This is a genomic window from Kitasatospora sp. NEAU-69, assembly GCF_057158765.1.
Genome location: NZ_JBWXUE010000004.1, coordinates 278,988 through 301,234, shown reverse-complemented (window position 1 = coordinate 301,234; position 22,247 = coordinate 278,988). Strand labels below are relative to the sequence as shown.

Annotated in this window: 16 protein-coding genes and 1 riboswitch; of the genes, 7 read left to right on the top strand and 9 right to left on the bottom strand. The window is 71.2% G+C overall.

Annotated elements, in window-relative coordinates; genetic code table 11:
• Positions 1 to 8: 8 nt before the first annotated feature.
• The 6 genes from AC060L_RS07240 to AC060L_RS07215 form a co-directional block, all read right to left on the bottom strand.
• Positions 9 to 1,100: an ABC transporter ATP-binding protein gene (locus AC060L_RS07240; RefSeq protein ID WP_483797699.1), complete on the bottom strand. Its 1,092-nt coding sequence runs from the start codon at positions 1,098 to 1,100 to the stop codon at positions 9 to 11.
• The gene (locus AC060L_RS07235) at positions 1,097 to 2,095 is read right to left on the bottom strand and encodes an ABC transporter permease (RefSeq protein WP_483797698.1); all 999 of its coding nucleotides are present in this window, start codon (positions 2,093 to 2,095) and stop codon (positions 1,097 to 1,099) included. The genes AC060L_RS07240 and AC060L_RS07235 overlap by 4 nt, the downstream gene beginning before the upstream one ends.
• Positions 2,096 to 2,214: 119 nt before the next feature.
• A complete protein-coding gene (locus AC060L_RS07230; RefSeq protein ID WP_483797697.1) occupies positions 2,215 to 3,984 on the bottom strand; it encodes an ABC transporter substrate-binding protein in 1,770 nt (589 codons plus the stop codon).
• Between the two features lie 110 nt (positions 3,985 to 4,094).
• Positions 4,095 to 5,087, bottom strand: a complete 993-nt coding sequence (locus AC060L_RS07225; protein WP_483797696.1) for an ABC transporter permease — start codon at positions 5,085 to 5,087, stop codon at positions 4,095 to 4,097.
• 422 nt (positions 5,088 to 5,509) lie between these two features.
• Positions 5,510 to 6,457, bottom strand: a complete 948-nt coding sequence (locus tag AC060L_RS07220; protein WP_483797695.1) for an enhanced serine sensitivity protein SseB C-terminal domain-containing protein — start codon at positions 6,455 to 6,457, stop codon at positions 5,510 to 5,512.
• A 229-nt stretch (positions 6,458 to 6,686) separates the two neighbouring features.
• On the bottom strand, positions 6,687 to 7,475 hold the full coding sequence (locus tag AC060L_RS07215; RefSeq protein ID WP_483797694.1) for an enhanced serine sensitivity protein SseB: 789 nt from the start codon (positions 7,473 to 7,475) through the stop codon (positions 6,687 to 6,689).
• Positions 7,476 to 7,606: 131 nt separating this feature from the next.
• Positions 7,607 to 7,708: riboswitch (glycine riboswitch) on the top strand.
• Positions 7,709 to 7,862: 154 nt separating this feature from the next.
• On the opposite strand from AC060L_RS07215, the gene gcvT reads away from it, so the two are divergent.
• From gcvT to AC060L_RS07195, 4 genes are all read left to right on the top strand, one after another.
• Complete coding sequence (gene gcvT / locus AC060L_RS07210; RefSeq protein WP_483797693.1) at positions 7,863 to 8,981, top strand: glycine cleavage system aminomethyltransferase GcvT; 1,119 nt, start codon at positions 7,863 to 7,865, stop codon at positions 8,979 to 8,981.
• A 101-nt stretch (positions 8,982 to 9,082) separates the two neighbouring features.
• Entirely contained in the window at positions 9,083 to 9,463 is a 381-nt protein-coding gene (gene gcvH / locus AC060L_RS07205; protein ID WP_483797692.1) for a glycine cleavage system protein GcvH, read from the top strand.
• Positions 9,464 to 9,594: 131 nt separating this feature from the next.
• Positions 9,595 to 10,863 carry a serine hydroxymethyltransferase gene (locus AC060L_RS07200; protein ID WP_483797691.1) on the top strand — a complete coding sequence of 423 codons (1,269 nt, stop codon included), beginning with the start codon at positions 9,595 to 9,597 and terminating at the stop codon, positions 10,861 to 10,863.
• A gap of 188 nt (positions 10,864 to 11,051) precedes the next feature.
• A complete protein-coding gene (locus AC060L_RS07195; RefSeq protein ID WP_483797690.1) occupies positions 11,052 to 12,419 on the top strand; it encodes an L-serine ammonia-lyase in 1,368 nt (455 codons plus the stop codon).
• A gap of 13 nt (positions 12,420 to 12,432) precedes the next feature.
• Here AC060L_RS07195 and AC060L_RS07190 read toward each other — a convergent pair whose 3' ends face one another.
• The 3 genes from AC060L_RS07190 to AC060L_RS07180 form a co-directional block, all read right to left on the bottom strand.
• Positions 12,433 to 12,978 carry an ATP-binding protein gene (locus AC060L_RS07190; RefSeq protein WP_483797689.1) on the bottom strand — a complete coding sequence of 182 codons (546 nt, stop codon included), beginning with the start codon at positions 12,976 to 12,978 and terminating at the stop codon, positions 12,433 to 12,435.
• Positions 12,979 to 13,073: 95 nt separating this feature from the next.
• Complete coding sequence (locus AC060L_RS07185) at positions 13,074 to 14,321, bottom strand: L,D-transpeptidase (protein WP_483797688.1); 1,248 nt, start codon at positions 14,319 to 14,321, stop codon at positions 13,074 to 13,076.
• A gap of 287 nt (positions 14,322 to 14,608) precedes the next feature.
• Positions 14,609 to 15,895 carry a L,D-transpeptidase gene (locus tag AC060L_RS07180; RefSeq protein ID WP_483797687.1) on the bottom strand — a complete coding sequence of 429 codons (1,287 nt, stop codon included), beginning with the start codon at positions 15,893 to 15,895 and terminating at the stop codon, positions 14,609 to 14,611.
• A gap of 315 nt (positions 15,896 to 16,210) precedes the next feature.
• Here AC060L_RS07180 and glgX point away from each other — a divergent pair, with 315 nt between their 5' ends.
• From glgX to AC060L_RS07165, 3 genes are all read left to right on the top strand, one after another.
• Positions 16,211 to 18,439 carry a glycogen debranching protein GlgX gene (glgX, locus tag AC060L_RS07175; RefSeq protein ID WP_483797686.1) on the top strand — a complete coding sequence of 743 codons (2,229 nt, stop codon included), beginning with the start codon at positions 16,211 to 16,213 and terminating at the stop codon, positions 18,437 to 18,439.
• An 89-nt stretch (positions 18,440 to 18,528) separates the two neighbouring features.
• Entirely contained in the window at positions 18,529 to 20,376 is a 1,848-nt protein-coding gene (locus AC060L_RS07170; RefSeq protein WP_483797685.1) for an ABC transporter ATP-binding protein, read from the top strand.
• Complete coding sequence (locus tag AC060L_RS07165) at positions 20,373 to 22,175, top strand: ABC transporter ATP-binding protein (protein WP_483797684.1); 1,803 nt, start codon at positions 20,373 to 20,375, stop codon at positions 22,173 to 22,175. Before AC060L_RS07170 ends, AC060L_RS07165 begins: the two co-directional genes overlap by 4 nt.
• The last annotated feature ends 72 nt before the right edge of the window (positions 22,176 to 22,247 follow it).

Below are 22,247 nucleotides of genomic sequence, written 5' to 3'. Positions count from 1 at the left end.
CGGGCCGTTCACAGTCGGGGCGCGATCTCGTCGGCGAAGATCCGATGGCGCTCGGCGGCCGGCAGATGGCACGCGGCGAAGTGCGCGGGCCCGGCCTCGGCCAGCACCGGCCGCTCCGTCGTCGAGCGGCCGCCGGTCAGTTCGGCGTACGGGCAGCGCGGGTGGAAGGCGCAGCCGCTCGGCACGTTGATCAGGCTCGGCGGGGTGCCCTTCACCGGGATCAGGCGCTCCTGGAGGTCCCGGTCCAGTCGCGGCATCGAGCCCAACAGGCCCCAGGTGTACGGGTGTTCCGGGGCGTCGAAGAGCGTGGTGGCGGGCCCGCGCTCGACGCACCGGCCGCCGTACATCACCAGGATGTCGTCGGCCAGCTCGGCCACCACGCCGAGGTCGTGGGTGATGATGATGACCGCCGAGCCGAACTCCTTCTGCAGGTCCCGGATCAGGTCCAGGATCTGCGCCTGGACGGTGACGTCCAGCGCGGTGGTCGGCTCGTCGGCGATCAGCAGCGAGGGGTCGTTGACCAGCGCCATCGCGATCATCGCGCGCTGGCGCATGCCGCCGGAGAACTGGTGCGGGTGGTCGTCCACCCGCCGGTCCGGCTGCGGGATGCCCACCCGGTCGAGCATCTCGATCGCCCGGGTGCGGGCCTCCTTCTTGGTGGCCGACGGGTTGTGCGCCCGGTACGCCTCGATGATCTGCGCGCCCACCGTGTAGTACGGGTGCATCGCGGTCAGCGGGTCCTGGAAGATCATCGCCATCTCGCGGCCGCGCAGCTTGCGCACCCGCTCCGGCTCGGCGCCGACCAGCTCCTGGCCGTTCAGCCAGATCTCGCCGCTGATCTGCGGGGCGCCACGCTTGGTGCCCATCCGATGCAGGCCCATGATCGAGAGCGAGGTGACGGACTTGCCCGACCCCGACTCGCCGACGATGCCGAGCGTCTTGCCCTTCTCCAGCGTGAAGCTCAGGCCGTCCACCGACTTCACCAGACCGTCGTCGGTCGGGAAGTGCACCTTCAGGTCGCGCACGGCCAGGAAGCTGTCCGGCGCCCCGACGGCGCTGTCCACCTGCGTCTGGGCGGCGGTCTTGTCGGTCTTGCTCATGCCAGCCTCACCCGGGGATCGACAACGGCGTACAGCACATCGACCAGCAGGTTGGCGATGATGATGAAGAACCCGGCGAAGAGCGTGACACCCATGATCACCGGAAGGTCGCTGGAGGCGATCGAACTGACCGCCTCGTAGCCGAGACCACGCAGGTTGAAGGTGGTCTCGGTGAGCACCGCGCCACCGATCAGGCCGCCCAGGTCCATGCCGAAGATGGTCAGGATCGGGGTCAGCGTGGAGCGCATCGCGTGCTTGCCGATGACGGTCCGCTCGTTCAGGCCCTTGGCCCGCGCGGTGCGGATGTAGTCCTCGCCGAGCACGTCCAGCAGCGTGGCCCGGGTGAGCCGGGCGTACGTCGCCGCGTACAGGAACGCGAGGGTGATCCACGGCAGTGCCAGGTTCTGCGCCCAGGCGATCGGGTCCTGGGTGAGCTCCACGTAGTCGTGCGGGAACCAGCCGAGCTGGTAGACGAAGATCGCGCTGGCCAGCATGCCGGTGAAGTAGATCGGCAGCGAGACACCGGCCAGGGCGACCGTCATCGAGAAGCGGTCCATCAGGGTCCGGCGGCGCAGCGCCGAGACCACGCCGGTCGCGGTGCCGAAGCCGAGCCAGAGCACCGAGGCGCCGGCGGCGAGCGAGGCGGTGACCCCGAGCCGGTTCAGCAGCAGCGGCCAGACGGCCTGTTCGGTCTTGAACGAGTACCCGAAGCACGGCGCGGCGCAGTGGGTGATGTCGGTCCCGGCGTTGTAGTCGCGGCCGACCACCAGGCCCTTCAGGAACAGGCCGTACTGCTCGATGATCGGCTTGTCCAGGCCCATCTTGTGCCGGATGCCTTCCAGCGCCACCTTGTCGGCGATCTTGCCGACGTACAGCAGTGCGGGGTCGCTACCCGTGAGTTTCGGCACCATGAAGAAGATGCCGAAGGTCACCGCGGAGACCACCAGCAGCATGACGACCACGTTGACGAGCCGTCGGATGAAATACACCAGCACTGCGGCCGGCACCGCCCCGGGCCGGCCGGGTTCCCCTGTAGGGATCCCCGGCCGACCACGGCGGAGCCTTCACCTGCCCTTCGGTCTAGCTGTGCGAACTACGGAGGTGGACTGGCGGGTTACTTGCCGTCGGAGGTGCCGAGGGCCTGGAAGTCCACCTCGCCGAAGGCCTGCGAGACATAGACGTTGGTCAGCCGCGGGTTGCGGTAGTTCAGCGCCTTGTCCGCGACGACCGGCAGGTAGTAGCCGCCGTCGATGACCTTGTGGTTGATCTGCTGGTAGATCTGGGCGGCCTTCTCCGGGTCGGTCTCCGCGCTCGCCTGGTCGAACATCGAGTTGATCTGCGGGTCGTTGAGCTCGGAGTAGTTGTTGTTGCCGTTGCTGGTGATGAAGCGGCCGTCCACCAGCGGCTGCAGGAAGCCGGAGCCGTTCGGGTAGTCGGCGCCCCAGCCCATCACGATCAGGCCGTAGCCCTTGCTGTGCACGACGTCCGGCGCGCCGATCACCGAGGAGATCAGCTTGCCGTCGTACTGGTCGATGTTCGCGGTGACGCCGATCGCCTTGAGCGAGGTCTGCAGCGCGACGGCGGTGTTGACCTCCTTGTCCTTGTTACCGCGGACGGCGATCGTGGTGGTGAAGCCGCTCGGCTTGCCGCAGGCGGCCAGCTCCGACTTCGCCTTCTCGATGTTCGGCTTGCCCTGGGTCAGGCCGTACGGGTCGTAGTTGTCCGAGCCGAGGATGTTCGGCGGCAGCATGTTGCCGTAGGTCGAACCGGACACCGGGCCGCCGCGCGCGGTCTGCAGCGCGGTCGTGTCGGCCGCGTAGATCACCGCGTTACGGCAGTGGATGTTGTCGAACGGCGCGACCTTGGGGACCAGCGAGATGTAGCGGATGAAGCCGCTGTACGGGTCGTCCGTGTTGGCCTTTTGCGACGGGTCGGTGAGCACCTTGACCTGGGCGGCCTGGGAGAGGCCGGTCTGGCTGAAGTCGATGTCGGCGGTGCCGGCCAGCAGCCGGGAGTCCATGTCGTCCGCGTTGGTCGTGATGGTCAGGTTGACCGCGTCCGGGAGTGCCTTGCGGATCGTGTCGGTGGACTGGTCCCACTGGTCGTTGCGGACCAGCGAGACCGACTTGCCCGGGTCGATCGACTTGAACTTGTACGGGCCCGAGGAGATCGGGTGGCTGCCGTAGTTGGCGCCGGTGTCCGACTTGGCCGGGACGGGCGAGGCGCTGCCCATCGCGAGCAGGTACGGGAAGTTCGAGTCGGGCTTGGCCAGGCTGAAGATGATGGTGTTGTCGTCCGGCGTCTGCACCGACTTCAGACCCAGCTTGTTGGGGTCGGTGTCGGTGTAGGGGCCCTTGTAGTTCTGGCCCTCGTCCAGGTCGTTGATCAGGTAGGTCGGGCCGCCGCTGATCACGTCCTGCGCGAACGGGCGCTCGATGCCGTACTTGATGTCCTTGGACGTGATCGGGGTGCCGTCCTCGAACTTCAGACCGCTCTTCAGCTTGAAGGTGTAGGTCTTGCCGTCCGCGGAGACGGTCGGCTGCTCGGTGGCCAGGTCCGGCACCAGCTTCAGGCCGGCCGCACCGGGCTTGGAGTCGTAGGCCAGCAGCGTGCGGGCGTAGTAGCGCTCGAAGTTCCAGACCGAGGCGTAGTAGGCGCGGCCCGGATCCCAGGAGTCGGCATCCGTGCTCGTCCACATGTTGATGGTGCCGCCCTTCTTGTCCGAGGCGTTCACCACGCTGGTGGCGGCGGCGTTGAAGCCGCTCGCCGACGAGCCGCTGGCGCTGGGGCCGCCACCGCCGCCCTTGGAGCCGCCGCAGGCAGCGGTGGTGAGGGCCAGCGTGGCCACCAGGGCGGCGGCAGCGAGCGTCCTGTTGCGCGTCATGGGTGTGGATCCTCCTGATGAAGTGCGCGCCGGCGTGGGCCGCCGCGGGCAGGGAGTCCCCAGAGGGGAGCCGGGCCTTGGGCCAGTGGTGAACCGCGGTACGGGAAGGGTCAGTTGCCCTTGGGGTCGAGCGCGTCGCGCAGACCGTCACCGAAGAGGTTGAACGAGAGCACGGTGATGAAGATCGCCATGCCGGGGACCACCATGTAGGTCGGGTCGACCTGGTAGATCTTCGTGGCGTCCGAGAGCATCTGTCCCCAGGACGGGGTCGGCGGCTTCACGCCGGCGCCGAGGAAGCTGAGCGCGGCCTCACTCAGGATGTTGGTGGGGATGATCAGCGTCGTGTAGACGAGGATCGGCGCCACCAGGTTCGGCAGCAGCTCGCGCAGCAGAATGTGCACACCGCCGGCGCCCAGGCTGCGGGCCGCGTCCACGAACTCGCGCTCGCGCAGCGAGAGGGCCTGGCCTCGCACGATGCGGCCGATGTACGGCCAGCCGAAGAAGCCGATGACCAGGATCAGGATCAGCATCCGCACGCCGCTGCCGGAGAGGCCGAGCAGCGAGTCCGGCATCACCGAGACCAGCGCGATGCTGAACAGCAGCTGGGGGAAGGCGAGCAGGACGTCCATCACGCGGCTGATCACGGCGTCCACCCAGCCGCCGAAGTAGCCCGCGGCGATGCCGAGCAGGACTCCGATGATCACCGAGACCGCGGCGGACAGGAAGGCCACCAGCAGCGAGATCTGCGCTCCGTAGAGGATCCGGCTGAAGACGTCCCGGCCGAAGGTCGGGTCGACGCCCAGCAGGAACTGGCCGTTGATGCCGCCGAACGAGCCCTTGGGGAGCCCGAGGTTGGGGTCGATCTGGTCCGGGTGCGGCTGGTCCGGCGGGTGGCCGAGGAGCGAGCTCAGCACCGGCGCGAAGATCGCGGCGAGGATCAGCAGGATCACCACGACGCCGCCGGTGAGCGCGACCTTGTCCTGCTTCAGGCGGGCCCACGCGATCTTGCCGGGCGAGCGGCCCTCGATCCGCTTGGCTTCCTGGGCCGGTTCGGCCGCGGGATCGCCCGGTGCGGGGGCGGTGGTGTCGGTGGGTGTGGTCATGGGCAGTTCGGGTCCCCTCGCCGACGGTTGTCGGCCCATGGGCAGTCAGGGGGCAGGCGCGACCATGTCAGGTCCAGGTCAGGACCCGCGGTCTATGCACCCCTGGCTGCTCGGCTGGTGCGGTGCGCAGAACTCTCCATGCTGCGAACAGGCTTGCGCCAGCCCTCCCCCTCGAAGGATGCCCAACTGTGATCTATTGGGATTCAAGATCACTAAACCCCGGGGTCGCATATCGGCCACCCGCCGGACACATGCGGCCTGGTCAGCGGGCATGCCGAAGCATGACTGACGGATCGTCAGTCATGCCCGAAAGGGAAGAGGTGCTGCCCGATCAGTTGACGGAGAGTGAACGGAAGGCCCGCGCACGCCGGTCTGTACCAGCCGGATGCGGGGTCGTTTCAGCGCGCGACGCGCGGGGCGTCTCAGCGCGCGGGGCGGGGCGGCCAGGGCTGCTGCGGCCACCCGTGGCCGGTGCCCGGCGGCGGCTGCGAACCCGGGGCCGGATAGCCGTACGAACCCTGGTGCGGCGCCTGCCCCGGCGCCACCCCCGGCGGATACGGCACAGCCGGCACAGCCTGCACGACCGGCGCGGCGGGGTACGGCGACGCGGTGGCCTCGCGGTGGTAGAACGGCCGGGCGTGGGCGTGCATCCAGAGCGCCACCGGGTCGTACTCGTCGCTCATCGCCACGGTCGAGACCGCGAGGCCGGGCGGCGCCTGCGCGATCGCCCGCTGCATCAGCGCCCGGACCGCCTCGACGGCCGGCGGCGAGGTGTCGTACAGCTCCAGCCCGATCGCCAAGTACGCTTCGCCGACGACCGGTTGCACCCAGGCCCGGCGCAGCGCGCGGACCGGACGGACCGACGGCGCCTGGCGCTCCAGCAGCGCGTAGAACTGCTCGGCCGGCACCTGCGGCTCGGAGAGCTTCAGCGGCCCGGCCGGCAGCCGGTCCAGACCCGCCGCGACCCGGCGCAGATCGGCCCACGGGATGCCGACGCCGCCGCCCGGCGCGTGCGGATCGAGCCACAGGCCCCAGCGGGTGCGGTACAGCGCGGCGGCGATCTCCCGTCCGGAGATCACCTCGTGGCCGCGGGTCCAGCCGCTGGCGGCGAGTTGGCCGGGCGAGGTGGCGGCCGGCGCGTAGCCGTGGCCGGCGAGGTCCATGTTCCCGTACTGTGCGTCCGGACTGCCCGCGCTGCCCTGCCAGAGCAGCATCCAGACCCGGCCCTCGGCGAGGGCGTGCAGCAGCCGCTCGTACGCGTCCCAGCGCTCCGGTGCGACCTCGCGCAGCGCGCGCTCCAGGGCGCCCGGGTCCGCGCCGGGGGCCTGACCCCAGGGGCCCGGCCCGCCACCTGCCGCTCCCGTCGTCACGGTGCGCCCTCTTCCCTGTCCTGGTCCGGCCCGAGCCGACCCACCCCCGGCCCGGCCGGCCTGTCCTGGCCCGACCTGCTGGCCCGGCCCGTCCTGGCCCGACCCGTCCCGCGTCCGGCCGGTGCTCCGGTCCGGCAGCGGGGCCGGTTGGCGGCCGCGCTGTGGGCAGCACGATACGGGGCCCGGCCGACATGCGTCATGCCGGTCGGGCCTGGTGTCGCAGGACGGCTCAGAACCGCTCGTAGAACGGCCGGACCTGGTGCAGCATCCAGTCCACCACCGGGTCGGCCGCCAAGTCGAGCAGCACGATGTGCACACCGCCGGGCAGCGGCGCCAGGCCGAGCGCGCGGCCGAGCGCGGCATTAGCCTCGGCCGGGTCGGCGGGCGCGGCCGGATCGAGCTGGACGCCCACGAACAGCACCGTCGGCTCGCCCTCCACCGAGGCCAGCGCCCGCCGGGCCGTCAGCACCCCGGGCAGCGCGGCCAGCTCGGCGCGGACCGCCGTCAGGAAGGCCACCGGCTCCTCGGCCGGCTCCGGCTCGCGCAGCGCGACCCGGGCGCCCTGCGGCGGCTGCGCGCCCGGCTCAGCGCCCCAGCGATCCCCCTGCGGCCCCCGGCGCAGCTCGGCGACGCCCTGCGGCGGCACCGGGATCCCCACCGGCGCCTCCGGGTTGACCGCGATGCCGATGCCCAGCGGCAGGCCGCGGGCGAACTCCCAGGCCGGCGCGACCGCGCAGGACAGACCGGGGGCGTGCCGCAGGAACTGCTCCTCGGAGGAGAAGACCGGGACGTACGGCCCGCCCGCCAGCTCGATGGTCGGCAGGTCCAGCGCGTGGCCCTGCGGATCGGCGCCGGACGGCAACGGGATCCACACCTGGCTGCGCGCGAGCACCTCGATCACCCGGGCGGTCGCCGCCGGCTCGCCGAGCGCGGCGGTGAGCACCTGCTCCAGCTCGTTGGCCGGCCAGCCGCCGCCGGCCGGTGCCTGCCCGGGCTCGGCCCACCCCTCTGTTCTCATAGTGCAAGCGTACCGAGCCCTCCCCTCCCGCTCGGGCGCACCGGCATGCCATGATGTGCCCGTTGTCCCCGTGTCCGACAACCGAACGGCTGTACCGGACCACCGGACCGACCAACTTCATACTGGCCGCTCGAACCCGCGCGGGAGAGTCCGGAGGTGCCCACGGCACGGACCGGCGCCGAAGGAGCAAGTCCTCCCCGGAATCTCTCAGGCACCCTTACCGCACGGGCGAGGCGAATCTGGAAAGTGGAACACGGCCGTGCCGTGCGCCCACCCACGGTGCAAGCCGCGTCATCCTTGGTGGTGTGCGGTGAAGCTCTCAGGTTGCGACGACAGACGGGGAGACTCCACCCCCGCATGTCCGCAACCAGCCACGGGAGTCCCACCATGTCCCCCCGCCTGACCGCGCTCGACGCCCTGCACCGTTCCCTCGGCGCGACCATGACCGACTTCGCCGGCTGGGACATGCCGCTGCGCTACGGCAGCGAGCGCGAGGAGCACCTCGCCGTCCGTACCAAGGCCGGCCTCTTCGACCTCTCGCACATGGGCGAGATCACCGTCTCGGGACCGCAGGCCGGCGAGCTGCTCGACCACGCGCTGGTCGGCTTCATCTCGGCCCTCGGCGTGCTGCGCGCCCGGTACACGATGATCTGCCGCGAGGACGGCGGCATCCTGGACGACCTGATCGTCTACCGGACCGGCGAGCAGGAGTACATGGTCGTCGCGAACGCCTCCAACGCCCAGGTGGTGCTGGACGCGCTGACCGAGCGCGCGGCCGGCTTCGACGCGACGGTGCGCGACGACCGCGACGCCTACGCGCTGCTCGCCGTCCAGGGCCCGGAGGCGAACGGCATCCTCGCCTCGCTCACCGAGGCCGACCTGCCCGGCCTGAAGTACTACGCACTGCTGCCCACCACGGTGGCCGGCAAGGACGTCTGGCTGGCCCGCACCGGTTACACCGGCGAGGACGGCTTCGAGATCTTCTGCGCCCCCGGCGACGCCGAGCACCTGTGGCAGGCGCTGACCGAGGCCGGCTCCGCCGCCGGCCTGATCCCGTGCGGCCTGTCCTGCCGCGACACGCTGCGCCTGGAGGCCGGCATGCCGCTGTACGGGCACGAGCTGGACACCTCGCTGACCCCGTTCGACGCGGGCCTGGGCCGCGTGGTGCGCTTCGACAAGACCACCAACGGCGGCGACTTCGTCGGCCGCAAGGCGCTGGAGGAGGCGGCCGCCAAGGCCGAGTCCAACCCGCCGCGGGTGCTGGTCGGCCTGGTCTCCGAGGGCCGCCGGGTGCCGCGCGCCGAGTACGCGGTGGTCGCCGCCGACGGCGCCGTGATCGGCCGGATCACCTCCGGCGCGCCCTCCCCCACGCTCGGCAAGCCGATCGCGATCGCCTACGTGGACGCGGCCTTCGCCGCTGCCGGCGGCGAGGTCGCGGTGGACGTGCGCGGCAAGCACGAGCCGGTCGCGGTCGTCGCGCTGCCGTTCTACAAGCGCGCCCGCTGAAGCCCGGCCGCCGAGCCACCCCTCTCCCTCTCGTCCCACGAAGCAGTCCGCACCGCGGACCGCTTCGCCCTTCCCGCTTCCCATCCTGGAGAATGAACACCATGAGCAACCCGCAGCACCTGCAGTACAGCAAGGAGCACGAGTGGCTGACCACCGCCGACGCTGACGGCGTCTCGATAGTCGGCATCACCGAGCACGCCGCCACCGCCCTCGGCGACATCGTCTACGTGGACCTGCCCGCCGTCGGCGACACCGTCACCGCCGGCGAGACCTGCGGCGAGCTGGAGTCCACCAAGTCGGTCAGCGACCTGTACTCCCCCGCCACCGGCGAGGTCGTCGAGATCAACGACGAGGTCGTCGCCGACCCGGCGCTGGTCAACTCGGCCGCTTTCGAGGGTGGCTGGCTGTTCAAGCTGCGCATCTCCGACGCCCCCGCGGACCTGCTCAGCGCCGACGAGTACACCGCTTTCACCGCCGGCTGACCACTGCTCGACGGGGCGGCCCCAGCGCGGCGGCCGCCCCCGCCGGTCCCACCCGCCCTGCCCGCCCGTCGCCCGCCACCACCCTCCACCGGCGCGCTTCGCGCGACTGCCCTGATTGGGAAGACGCCACCATGACTGTCCTCAACCAGTCCCTGCACGCTCTCGACCCCGAGATCGCCGCCGCGGTCGACGCCGAGCTGCACCGTCAGCAGTCCACCCTCGAAATGATCGCCTCCGAGAACTTCGCCCCGGTGGCGGTCATGGAGGCCCAGGGTTCGGTGCTGACCAACAAGTACGCCGAGGGCTACCCCGGCAAGCGCTACTACGGCGGGTGCGAGCACGTCGACGTGGTCGAGCAGATCGCGATCGACCGGATCAAGGAGCTGTTCGGCGCCGAGCACGCGAACGTCCAGCCGCACTCCGGTGCGCAGGCGAACGCCGCCGCGATGTTCGCTCTGATCAAGCCGGGCGACACGATCCTGGGTCTGAACCTGGCCCACGGCGGCCACCTGACCCACGGCATGAAGATCAACTTCTCCGGCAAGCTCTACAACGTGGTCGCGTACCACGTGGACGAGCAGACCAGCCTGGTCGACATGGAGGAGGTCGAGCGCCTCGCCAAGGAGCACCAGCCCAAGCTGATCATCGCCGGCTGGTCCGCCTACCCGCGCCAGCTCGACTTCGCCGAGTTCCGCCGGATCGCCGACGAGGTCGGCGCGCTGCTGATGGTCGACATGGCCCACTTCGCCGGCCTGGTGGCCGCGGGCCTGCACCCGTCCCCGGTCCCGTACGCGGACGTGGTCACCACCACCACGCACAAGACCCTGGGCGGCCCGCGCGGCGGCGTCATCCTCTCCAAGGCCGAGTGGGCCAAGAAGATCAACTCCGCGGTCTTCCCCGGCCAGCAGGGTGGTCCGCTGGAGCACGTGATCGCCGCCAAGGCCGTCTCCTTCAAGGTCGCCGCCTCGCCGGAGTTCAAGGAGCGCCAGGAGCGCACGCTGGAGGGCGCCAAGATCCTGGCAGCCCGCCTGCTGCAGGACGACGCGACCGCGGCCGGCGTCTCGGTGCTGTCCGGCGGCACCGACGTGCACCTGGTCCTGGTCGACCTGCGCAACAGCGAGCTGGACGGCCAGCAGGCCGAGGACCGCCTGCACGAGGTCGGCATCACGGTCAACCGCAACGCGATCCCGAACGACCCGCGCCCGCCGATGGTCACCTCCGGCCTGCGGATCGGCACCCCCGCGCTGGCCACCCGCGGCTTCCAGGCCGAGGACTTCCGCGAGGTCGCCGACGTCATCGCCGAGGCCCTGAAGCCGGGCTTCGACGAGGGCAAGGCCACCGCGCTCAAGGCCCGGGTCACCGCGCTCGCCGAGAAGTACCCGCTCTACCCGGAGCTGTAATCCGCATTTCTGCTGTAGGGCCGTGGTCGGCGTCACCCCTGCCGACCCGAGCCTTCACCGGGGGCACCGCGCACACTGGAACGTGAGCCGGTGCCCCTGCCCATGCACCGCCCGCACCGCACTGCGTCACCCCGCACCGCCCCGCACCGCCCGTTCTCTCCACGAGACCAGACAAGGACGTCACCCCCGTGGCCATCAGCGTCTTCGACCTCTTCTCCATCGGCATCGGCCCCTCCAGCTCCCACACGGTCGGCCCGATGCGCGCGGCCCGGATGTTCGCCCGCCGGCTGCGCTCGGAGGGGCTGCTGGACCGCGTCGTCTCCGTCAAGGCCGAGCTGTTCGGCTCGCTCGGCGCCACCGGCCACGGCCACGGCACCCCGAAGGCCGTCCTGCTCGGCCTCCAGGGCGACTCGCCGCGCACGGTGGACGTCACGAAGGCCGACCTCTCGGTCGAGCAGATCAAGCAGTCCAAGCGGATAGCGCTGCTCGGCACCCACGAGATCGACTTCGACCCCGACCTCCAGCTGATCCTGCACCGCCGCCGCTCGCTGCCGTACCACGCGAACGGCATGACCCTGGCCGCGCACGACGCCGCCGGCGAGGTGCTGCTGGAGAAGACGTACTACTCGGTCGGCGGCGGCTTCGTGGTCGACGAGGACGCGATCGGCGCGGACCGCGTGGTGCCCGATGACACCGCGCTGCGCTACCCCTTCCGCACCGGCGAGGAGCTGCTGCGCCTCACCCGCGAGACCGGCCTCTCGATCTCCGGCCTGATGCTGGAGAACGAGAAGGCCTGGCGCACCGAGGAGGAGATCCGCACCGGTCTGCTGGAGATCTGGGGCGTGATGAAGGAGTGCGTCAGCGCCGGCATGTCCCGCGAGGGCATCCTGCCCGGCGGCCTGAAGGTCCGCCGCCGTGCCGCCTCCGGCGCCCGCGCGCTGCGCGCCGAGGGCATCGGCCCGGCCAACGCGATGGAGTGGGTCACCCTCTACGCGATGGCCGTCAACGAGGAGAACGCCTCCGGCCAGCGCGTCGTCACCGCCCCCACCAACGGCGCGGCCGGCATCATCCCCGCCGTGCTGCACTACTTCCAGAACTTCATCCCGGGCGCCGACGACGACGGCATCGTCCGCTTCCTGCTCGCCGCCGGCGCGATCGGCATGCTCTTCAAGGAGAACGCCTCGATCTCCGGCGCCGAGGTCGGCTGCCAGGGCGAGGTCGGCTCCGCCTGCTCGATGGCCGCCGGCGGCCTCGCCGAGGTCCTCGGCGGCACCCCCGAGCAGGTCGAGAACGCGGCCGAGATCGGCATCGAGCACAACCTCGGCCTCACCTGCGACCCGGTCGGCGGCCTGGTCCAGATCCCGTGCATCGAGCGCAACGGCATGGCCTCCGTCAAGGCCGTCACGGCCGCCCGGATGGCCCTGCGCGGCGACGGCCGGCACCACGTCTCGCTGGACAAGGCGATCAAGACGATGAAGGAGACCGGCGCGGATATGAAGGTGAAATACAAGGAGACCTCCCGCGGAGGACTCGCGGTCAACGTCATCGAGTGCTGACCGGGTAGCCGCCTCAGACCCCCCGCTCGCGCACCTTCAGCTCGAACCAGACGCCCTTGCCCCGCGGCAGCAGGTCGGCGCCCCAGCGGTCGGAGAGGTTCTCGACCAGGCGCAGGCCGTAGCCGTGCTCGCCGCCGGGCTCGGCCATGATCAGGCAGGGCAGCGAGCGGGAGGAGTCGCGGACCTCGACGCGCAGCCAGCCGGGGCGGCGGGCCAGGCTGAGGCCGATGGTGCGGCCGCCGGCGTGGTGCAGGGCGTTGGCGACCAGCTCGGAGGTGAGTAACTCGCCGGCCTCCAGGAGCTGGGGCAGTCCCCAGGACTGCAGCACCTTGAGGATGAGCCGGCGGGCGACCGGCCCCGACTCGGGGCGGGACGGGAGCCTGGCCTCCTCTTCGGAGGCCGGATCGCTGAGCCGGGGCAGCACCACCCGTTCCAGCTCCCAGGGGGACAGCCGTTCCAACGCCGCCAGGGCCGACCGCCCGACGATGCCCGAGGGATCGTCAGCGGCCAGGCCCTGGCCCAGATCTGATGACTGATCGACTTCGCCCCATCCCGCCATGCGGACCATCATTGCGCTTGGCGAGCAGCCATGTACGGACAATGACGAAACGATCACTATTCAGTTGGCATATGACAGCGGAACCGCTTGTCCCTCTACCAGGTGGCCCAGGTCATGTTCCAGCCGCTCAGGCCGTTGTCGGGCGTAACCTGGGCGCCCTTCGAGTTGACGACCTTCACGACATCTCCAACCATCGAGGCGGCGTAGAACTTACCCGCGGGGGTGTTCGCGCCGCCGTCGCCGGCCGAGTCCTCGAGGCCGACGCAGCCGTGGCTGACGTTCTCGGAGCCGAAGGTGTCGTGCGAGGACCAGTTGTTGCCGTGCACGTAGGTGCCGGAGTCGGTCAGCCGCATCGCGTGCGGGACCTGCAGGTCATACTCGCCCGGCTTGAGGCCCGGGACGGAGGCGGAGGTCATCCGGGTGGTGCCCTCCTTGTCCTCGATCGTCATGACGCCGTTGTACGTCGGGTGCTCCGCGGAGCCCGAGCTGATCGGGATCACCTGGGTGCCCTGGGCGTTGACCACCGTCATGGTGTGCGCGGCGTCGTCCACCGTGCTGATCTGCGAACGGCCGATGGTGAACGACTCGTCGCGGTCCGAACCACCGTAGACGCCCGGCGAGGTCTCGACGTTCTTCAGCCGGTAGTGGATCTTCACCGTGGTGCCGGGATTCCAGAAATTCTGCGGACGGATATCCAGCCGGTTGCTGCCCATCCAGTGACCCTTGACCTGGGTGCCGTCCGAGGCCTCGAAGGTGATCGCCTTCTGCACCGCGTCCTTGTTCTGGATCGGCATGCCGAAATTGATCGAGACGATCATGCCGACCCCGTAGGTCGCGCCGGTCGTCACATTGTCCTGACTGCGTGAGGTCTTGCTCGGGGTCAGCGTGGAGAAGCTGCTGGTGGCCGTCGTCGCGACGCCGTTGGCGTCGGTGGCCTGGGCGTTCACCTGGTAGCTGGAGGCGACCGCCAGCGGGTTCGCCGGTATCCAGCTCAGCCCGTCCGGCGCGATGGTGCCCTGCACCTGGGCGCCGCCCTTGTCGGTCACCGCGACCTGGGTCAGCTTGCCGCTGCTGACGGCGACCTTGAGCGCGTCCGGCGCCGCGTCCTGGGTGCCGCTCTTCGGCTCGATGTCGACCACCGCCGTCGAGGCCGGCGTGGCCGGTGCGGAGGTCGCGGGCGAACCGGACGCACCGGATGCGCCGGACGCCCCGGCACTGCTGCCCCCATGGCCGGCCGGCGCGGCACCGGCGGCCGTCTTGGTCGCCCCGCTACCGCCGCACGCGGTCGTCAGCAGCAGCGCGCCACCTATTGCGAGTGCCGCTCCCACGCGTATCGAGCGCATTCCTCTACTCCCCTGCTCAGTCCCGTAATCCCTACACGCCCGGGCCGGGCGATCGGTTCCATCCGGTGCGACAATCGGCCGATTCTCGCATCGGATCGTTCACGATCAACGAGTCGGTCCCGGCCCGCGCCCCCTCCGGTCCGGCGCCGCTCCCCGCATGCGCCGAACGGCCCACCCCAGGAAACGCGTCGGGGTGGGCCGTCCGTTGCAGGATCCGGCGAATTTTCAGAGAGTTGTCAGCAACCGGCAAACCCCCAGGTGAACTACCAGGCGTACAACCGGGCGGACTACCAGTTGCTCCAGCCCAGGGTCCAGCCACTCAGGCCGTTGCTCGGGCTGACCGTCTTGCCGATGGAGTTCTTGATGATCACCACGTCGCCGATCAGCGAGGAGGCGTAGAACTTGCCGGCCGTCGAGTTGTCGTCGCCGCCCTTGGCGTCCTGCATGCTGACGCAGCCGTGGCTGGCGTTGGACTGGCCGAACGCGTTGCCCCAGTAGTTGCCGTGCACGTAGGTGCCCGAGTCGGTCAGCCGCATCGCGTGCGGCACGTCCGGCACGTCGTACTCGGAGCCGACGACGTTGGAGACGGTCGCCGAGTTCATCCGGGTGACCTTCTCCTTGCCCTCGATCGTCATGGTGCCGTTCCACGACGGGTTGTCGTCGTTGCCGGTGGTGATCGGGAGCGTCTCCAGCGTCTGGCCGTCGCGCACCACGGTCATCTTGTCGGACTTGGCGTCGGCGGTGGAGATCTGCGAACGGCCGATGGTGAACGACTCGTCGCGGTCCGAGCCGCCGTAGACGCCGGGCGAGACCTCGACGCTCTTCAGCTTGTAGTGGATCTTCACCGTGGTGCCGGACTTCCAGTACTGCTGCGGACGGAAGTCCAGCCGGCGGCTGCCGAACCAGTGACCCTTGACCTGGGTGCCGTCCGAGGCCTCGAAGGTGATGCCCTTGACGACAGCGTCCTTGTTCGTGACGTCCTTGTTGAAGTTCACCGAGACGATCATGCCGACGCCGTACGTCGAGCCGGTCGAGACGTTGTCGTTCGACGAGACCGTCTTGCCCGGCGTCAGCGTGGTGAAGCTGCTGTCCAGCGCGGCCTGCAGGCCGGCCGCGTCCACCGCCTGGGCGTTGACCTTGTAGAGCATGCCGACGGCCAGCGTGCCCGAGGGCGTCCAGGACGACCCGTCGGCCGCTATGGTCCCCTGCACCGCGTTGCCGTCCTTGTCGGCCACCGCCACCTGGGTCAGCTTGCCGCTCGCCACCGAGACCTTGACGCCGCCGCTGGGCGCGACGTCCTGCGCACCGTCCTTGGGGTCGACGCTCAGCACCGCCGCCGAGAGCTTCGGCGAGGCGGCGGCGGCGGGCGCGCCACCGTTGGCGGCCGCGCCGCTCGCCGCGCCACTCGCCGCGCCACTCGCGGCCGAGCCGCCGGCCTTCGCGGTGTCGTCCGGCCCGCACGCGGTGGCGAACATCAACAGACCACCCGCCAGCAGCGCGGCGGCGCCCCGGCGGGCGACCGTCCGGGTTGTCCTGTTGCCTCTCGCGGCCTCCGCCGCCTGAACCGCCTCCACTGGGCTGGTCCCCTCCCGCTTGTCATGGGCGCCAGGCCTCGCACGGGCCTGCGCGTGGACGAGGATAACTGGGCCTTCCGAGTGAATCTTCGGCGGGAGGGCCGTGCCGGTGCGGTGAAGCCGGGCCGCCCGCGCCCGGCGTTCGCCGCCGGTCGGGCAAGGCCTCCCCCAGCGTCCCGGACCCACCGGCGCGGCCTGCAACGATCCAGTCCCGGGCCCGGCCGATCGGATTCCCCCTGGGACACGAGGGAACGATTCCACTCAGCGGACATCAGCCCGTAACGATGCGGGCGCCGGCCTTCGGAGGATGCGGTCATGACGGCATGGCAGGACCTGGCAACCGGCGCGGGCCGCCCGACCGCCGGCGCCGCCGCCCGGCTGCGGCCCGAGACCCCCTGGCCGGGCAGCTGGCAGCCGCTCGGCGCCCGCTACCGGCAGGACGAGAGCGGCGGGCACGGCACCAACTTCGCGCTCTGGGCCGGCGGCGCGGAGGCCGTCGAGCTCTGCCTGTTCGACGAGGACGGCGTCGAGACCCGGCACCAGCTGACCGAGCAGACCTTCCAGACCTGGCACGGCTACCTGCCCGGCGTGCGCCCGGGCCAGCGCTACGGCTACCGGGTGCACGGCCGCTGGGACCCGTGGACCGGCGCCCGCTGGAACCCGGCCAAGCTGCTGCTCGATCCCTACGCCCGCGCGGTGGACGGCGAGTTCACCGGCGACGCGGCGCTCTGCGGCTCGGTCCGCGACTGGCCCGAGCCCGGCGTCGCCGACACCGTGCGGGACAACCGCGACTCCGCGCCGTTCGCCGCCAAGGCCGTCGTCGTGCACGACGACGACGACTGGTCCGACGACCGCCGCCCGAAGACCCCGTGGGCCGAGACCGTGCTCTACGAGCTGCACGTGCGCGGCTTCACCATGCGCCACCCCGGCATCCCGCCCGAACTGCGCGGCACGTACGCCGGGTTGGCGCACCCGGCCGCCCTTGAGTACCTCACCGACCTGGGCGTCACCGCCGTCGAGCTGCTGCCGGTGCACCAGTTCGCCAGCGAGGACCACCTGCTGCGGCGCGGCATGCGCAACTACTGGGGCTACAACTCGATCGGCTGGTTCGCCCCGCACGGCGGCTACTCCGCCTCCGGCACCCGCGGCCAGCAGGTCGGCGAGTTCAAGCGGATGGTGCGCGCGCTGCACCGGGCCGGCATCGAGGTGATCCTCGACGTGGTCTACAACCACACCGCCGAGGGCGGCGAACTCGGACCGACGCTCTCGCTGCGCGGCCTGGACAACGCCGGCTACTACCGGCTGGGCCACGGCGGCCGGGGCAGCCGTGGCTACGCCGACTACACCGGCTGCGGCAACACCCTGGACACCCGGCAGCCGCAGGCGCTGCGGCTGGTCACCGACTCGCTGCGGTACTGGGCCGGCGAGATGGGCGTGGACGGCTTCCGGTTCGACCTGGCCGCGGCACTGGCCCGCGGCGGCGACGGGGTCGAGATGAACCACCCGTTCCTGACCGCGCTCTCCCAGGACCCGTTCCTCAGCCGGGTGAAGCTGATCGCCGAGCCGTGGGACGTCGGCCCCGGCGGCTACCAGGTCGGCAACTTCCCACCGCTGTGGGCCGAGTGGAACGACAAGTTCCGCGACACCGTGCGCGACTTCTGGCGCGGCGCCCGGCCGGACGTGCGCGAGCTCGGCTACCGGCTCTCCGGCTCCTCCGACCTCTACCAGCGCGGCGGGCGCCGCCCGTACGCCTCGGTCAACTACGTGACCGCGCACGACGGTTTCACCATGCGCGACCTGGTCTCGTACAACCACAAGCGCAACCTGGCCAACGGCGAGGACGGCCGGGACGGCACCGACGACAACCGGTCCTGGAACTGCGGCGCCGAGGGGGAGAGCGCGGATCCGGCAGTGCGCCGCCTGAGACTGCGTCAACTTAGCAATCTGACCGCGACGTTGCTGCTGGCCACCGGCGTCCCGATGCTCACCGCCGGCGACGAGTTCGGCCGCACCCAGGGCGGCAACAACAACGCCTACTGTCAGGACAACGAGACCAGTTGGGTGGACTGGTCGCTGCTGGAGCAGCCCGAGTGGCGCGCACTGCACGAGCTGACCAGGCGGCTGATCCGCCTGCGCCGCGCGCACCCGGTGCTGCGCCAGCGCGCGTTCTTCTCCGGCCGGTCCGCGGGCCCCGGCGGGCCGCGCGACCTGAGCTGGTACACCCCGCGCGGCACCGAGATGACCGAGGCCGACTGGTTCACCCCGACCGCGGTGCTCGGCATGCTGCTCTCCGGCGACGCGATGTCCGAACGCGACCAGCACGGCTGCCCGTTGCACGACGACAGCTTCCTGCTGCTGCTCAACGCCTCCGCGCAGCCGGTCGAGTTCGTGCTGCCGCCCGGCGGTCCGTACCGGCTGCTGCTGGACACCTCGGATCAGACGAGCGCCGACAAGGACGGCGGCCCGCTCGCCCCTCGCTCGCTGCGACTGCTGCGGCTGGAGCGGGCAGAGGGCGAGGAGCGACCGGTGGCGCCGAACGGGTGAAAACCGGGTGGCCGGTTCTCGGCCAAGCCTGCGACCAGCGGCGAAAAACCTGATGAGAAATGTCGGACACCCGGCCTACGCTCGCCGGGATGTCCGAGAACGCTGCCACCCCGCTCCAGCAGCCCGCCGACGAACCCACCAGGTCCACGGTGCGCTCGCTGCTCCGACTCGTGCCCTACGTGCGCCCGATCCGCTTCCAGCTGATCGCCGCGATCACCTCCGCGCTGCTCGCCTCCGCCGCCGTCCTGGTGGTGCCGCTGGTGCTCGGCCGGATCGTGGACGGGCCGATCGCGCACCGCGACCAGGGCGCGCTCTGGCCGCTGATCGGGCTGCTCCTGCTGCTCGGCATGACCGAGGCCGGCCTCTTCGGCCTGCGCCGGGTGCTGCTGGCCAAGCCGCTGGCCCGGGTCGAGACGGCGATCCGCCGCGACCTGTACGCCAAGCTGCAGCGGCTGCCGGTCGCGTTCCACGACCGCTGGCCGTCCGGGCAGCTGCTCTCCCGGGCCACCTCGGACCTGTACACGCTGCGGCTCTTCCTCGCCTTCGCGCTGGTCTTCCTGGTGGTCAACTCGCTGATGTTCGTCACCGGCAGCGTGCTGATGCTGGTGCTGGACTGGCGGCTCGGCCTGATCGCGCTGCTGCCGGCCATCCCGCTGATCGTGCTCTGCGTCCACTTCGAGAAGCGCTACTCACTGGCCGCGCGCACCGCGCAGGACCAGAACGGCGATCTCGCCACGGTGCTGGAGGAGTCGGTGCTCGGCATCCGGATCCTCAAGTCCTTCGGCCGCCAGCGCACCATGACCCGGCACTTCCGCGAGCGGGCCGAGCGGCTGCGCGGCACCGAGCTGCGCAAGGTCGGGATGCTGGCCGACCTCTGGGCGGTCATCGTCGGCCTGCCCGAACTCGCGCTCGGCAGCGCGCTGGCCGTCGGCGTGCTGCTGGTCGCGCACGACGAGCTGACCGCGGGCACGCTGGTCGCCTTCCTCTCCACCGCGCTGGCGCTGCGCTGGCCGGTCGAGTCGATGGGCTGGCTGCTCGCGTACAGCAACGAGGCCGGCACCGCCGCCGACCGTCTCTTCGACGTGCTCGACACGCCGGAGGATCCGGATCACACCGGCGCCGCGGCGACCGCGCCCGACGGCGACGGCATCCGCTTCTCCGGGGTCCGGTTCCGCTACCCCGACGCCCCCGCCGACAGCCCCGACCTGCTGCGCGGCATCGACCTGCACATCGCGCACGGCGAGACGCTGGCCCTGGTCGGCGCGACCGGCAGCGGCAAGACCACGCTGACCACGCTGCTCCCCCGGCTCTACGAGGCCACCGCGGGCCGGATCACGCTGGACGGCCGCGACGTCCGGGAGCTGCCGTTGCCGCAGCTGCGCACGCTGGTCGCGGTCGCCTTCGAGGAGCCCACGCTGTTCTCCGCCACGGTGCGCGAGAACGTGCTGATGGGCGCGCCGGACGCCACCCCGCAGGAGCTGCGGCAGGCGCTGGAGACGGCGCAGGCCGGGTTCGTCCACCAGCTGCCGCAGGGCGTCGACACCGAGGTCGGCGAGCAGGGCCTGAGCCTGTCCGGCGGCCAGCGACAGCGCCTGGCGCTGGCCCGCGCGGTGGTCGGCGCCCCCGAGTTCCTGGTGCTGGACGACCCGCTCTCGGCGCTCGACGTGCACACCGAGGCACTCGTCGAGCAGGCGCTGCGCGAGGTGCTCAGCGGCAGCACCGCGCTCGTGGTCGCGCACCGGCCGAGCACCGTGCTGCTCGCCGACCGGGTCGCGGTGCTGTCAGAGGGCCGGATCCTGGCCGTCGGCACCCACACCGAACTGCTGGAGAGCTGCCCCGACTACCGGGACCTGATGAGCGGCGCACCGGGCAGCGACGATTCCCTGGAGGGCGATGCGCTGGAAGGCGATGCTCTGGAAGGCAGTGTGACGCGATGACCGTGCTGGAGGCCCCCGCCGCCGTCGAGGACGAGGAGATCCCCGTCCCGCCCGGTGCCCCCTCGGCGCTGCTGCGCTCGCTGCTCGCACCGCACCGGCGGCGGGTGGTGCTGGCGATGCTGATGATCATGATCCAGCAGGCCGCGCTGCAGGCCGGCCCGCTGCTGGTCGCGATCGCCATCGACCAGGGCATCCCGGCGCTGCGCCGGCACGACAGCGGCCCGCTGATCGCGGTCACCGCCGCGTACCTCGGCTGCGCGGCGGTCAGCACGCTGCTGCAGCGCTCCTTCATCCGGATCTCCGGGCGGCTCAACCAGGACGTCCTGCTGGAGCTGCGCACCCGGATCTTCCGGCACGCGCAGCGGCTCGGCCTGGACTTCCACGAGCGCTACACCTCGGGCCGGATCATCTCCCGCGCCACCAGCGACGTGGACGCGCTGCGCGAGCTGCTCAACGAGGGCCTGCAGGAGCTGCTCTCGGTCTTCCTCTCGGTCTGCTACATCGCGGTCGTGCTGCTCGTGATGGACTGGCGGCTCGGCCTGCTGGCGCTCGTCTCGGCGGTGCCGATGGCCCTGCTGGTGCGGATGTACCGGCGGCGCAGCACCCGGGTCTACCGGGCCTCGCGCACCGCCGTCGCCTCGGTGATCGTCCGGTTCACCGAGACGATGAACGGCATCCGCCCGGTGCAGGCGTTCCGCCGCGAACAGGCCAACCTGGCCGCGTTCGACACGGCGAACGGGGAGTACTCCCGGGCGAACGCCAACGGGCTGCTGGAGATGGCCCGTTACGTCGGCTTCTCGCGGGCCACCGCAAACCTGTGGGTCACCCTGGTGGTGCTGGCCGGCGCGTACCTGGTCACCGACGGCAGCCTCGAACTCGGCGTGCTCACCGGCTTCGTGCTCTACCTGCGCCGGCTGTACGACCCGATCGACCAGCTGGGCATGTTCCTGAACAGCTACCAGTCCGCCGCCGCGGCGCTGGAGAAGATCGCCGGGCTGCTCGCCCACGAGCCCTCGGTGGCCGATCCGGTCAGCGCGGCGGCGCTGCCCGAGCTGACCGGCCGGGGCCGCGAAGTCCGCTTCGACGAGGTCGAGTTCGCGTACCGCAACGGCACCGTGGTGCTGCCCGAGTTCTCCCTGGTGCTGCCGGCCGGCAGCACCACCGCCGTGGTCGGCGCGACCGGCGCGGGCAAGTCCACGCTGGCCAAGCTGCTCGCCCGGTTCTACGACCCGTCCGCGGGCCGGATCACGCTGGACGGCGTGGACCTGCGCGCGCTCGCCTCGGCCGAGCTGCGGCGCGGCGTCGTGATGGTCACCCAGGAGTCGTTCCTCTTCTCCGGCACGGTCGCCGAGAACATCGCGGTCGGCCGGCCCGAGGCCACCCGCCCGGAGATCGAGGCGGCGGCCAAGGCGATCGGCGCGCACGACTTCATCGCCGCACTGCCGGACGGCTACGACACCGACGTGCGCAAGCGCGGTGGCCGGATCTCGGCCGGCCAGCGCCAGCTCGTCGCGTTCGCCCGGGCGCTGCTCGCCGACCCGGCGGTGCTGATCCTGGACGAGGCGACCTCCTCGCTGGACGTCCCCGGCGAGCAGGCCGTCCAGCACGCCATGCGCACGGTGCTGGCCGGGCGCACCGCGGTGATCATCGCGCACCGGCTGAGCACGGTGGAGATCGCCGACCGGGTGCTCGTGATGGAGCAGGGCCGGGTGGTCGAGGACGGCACCCCGGCCGAGCTGATCGCGGGCGCCGGACGGTTCGCCGGGCTGCACCAGGCCTGGCGGGAGAGCCTGGTCTGACCGCACGCCACAGGACACAACGGTGCTCAGGAAGTCGACCCACCCGACTTCCTGAGCACCAGTTCATGAGCG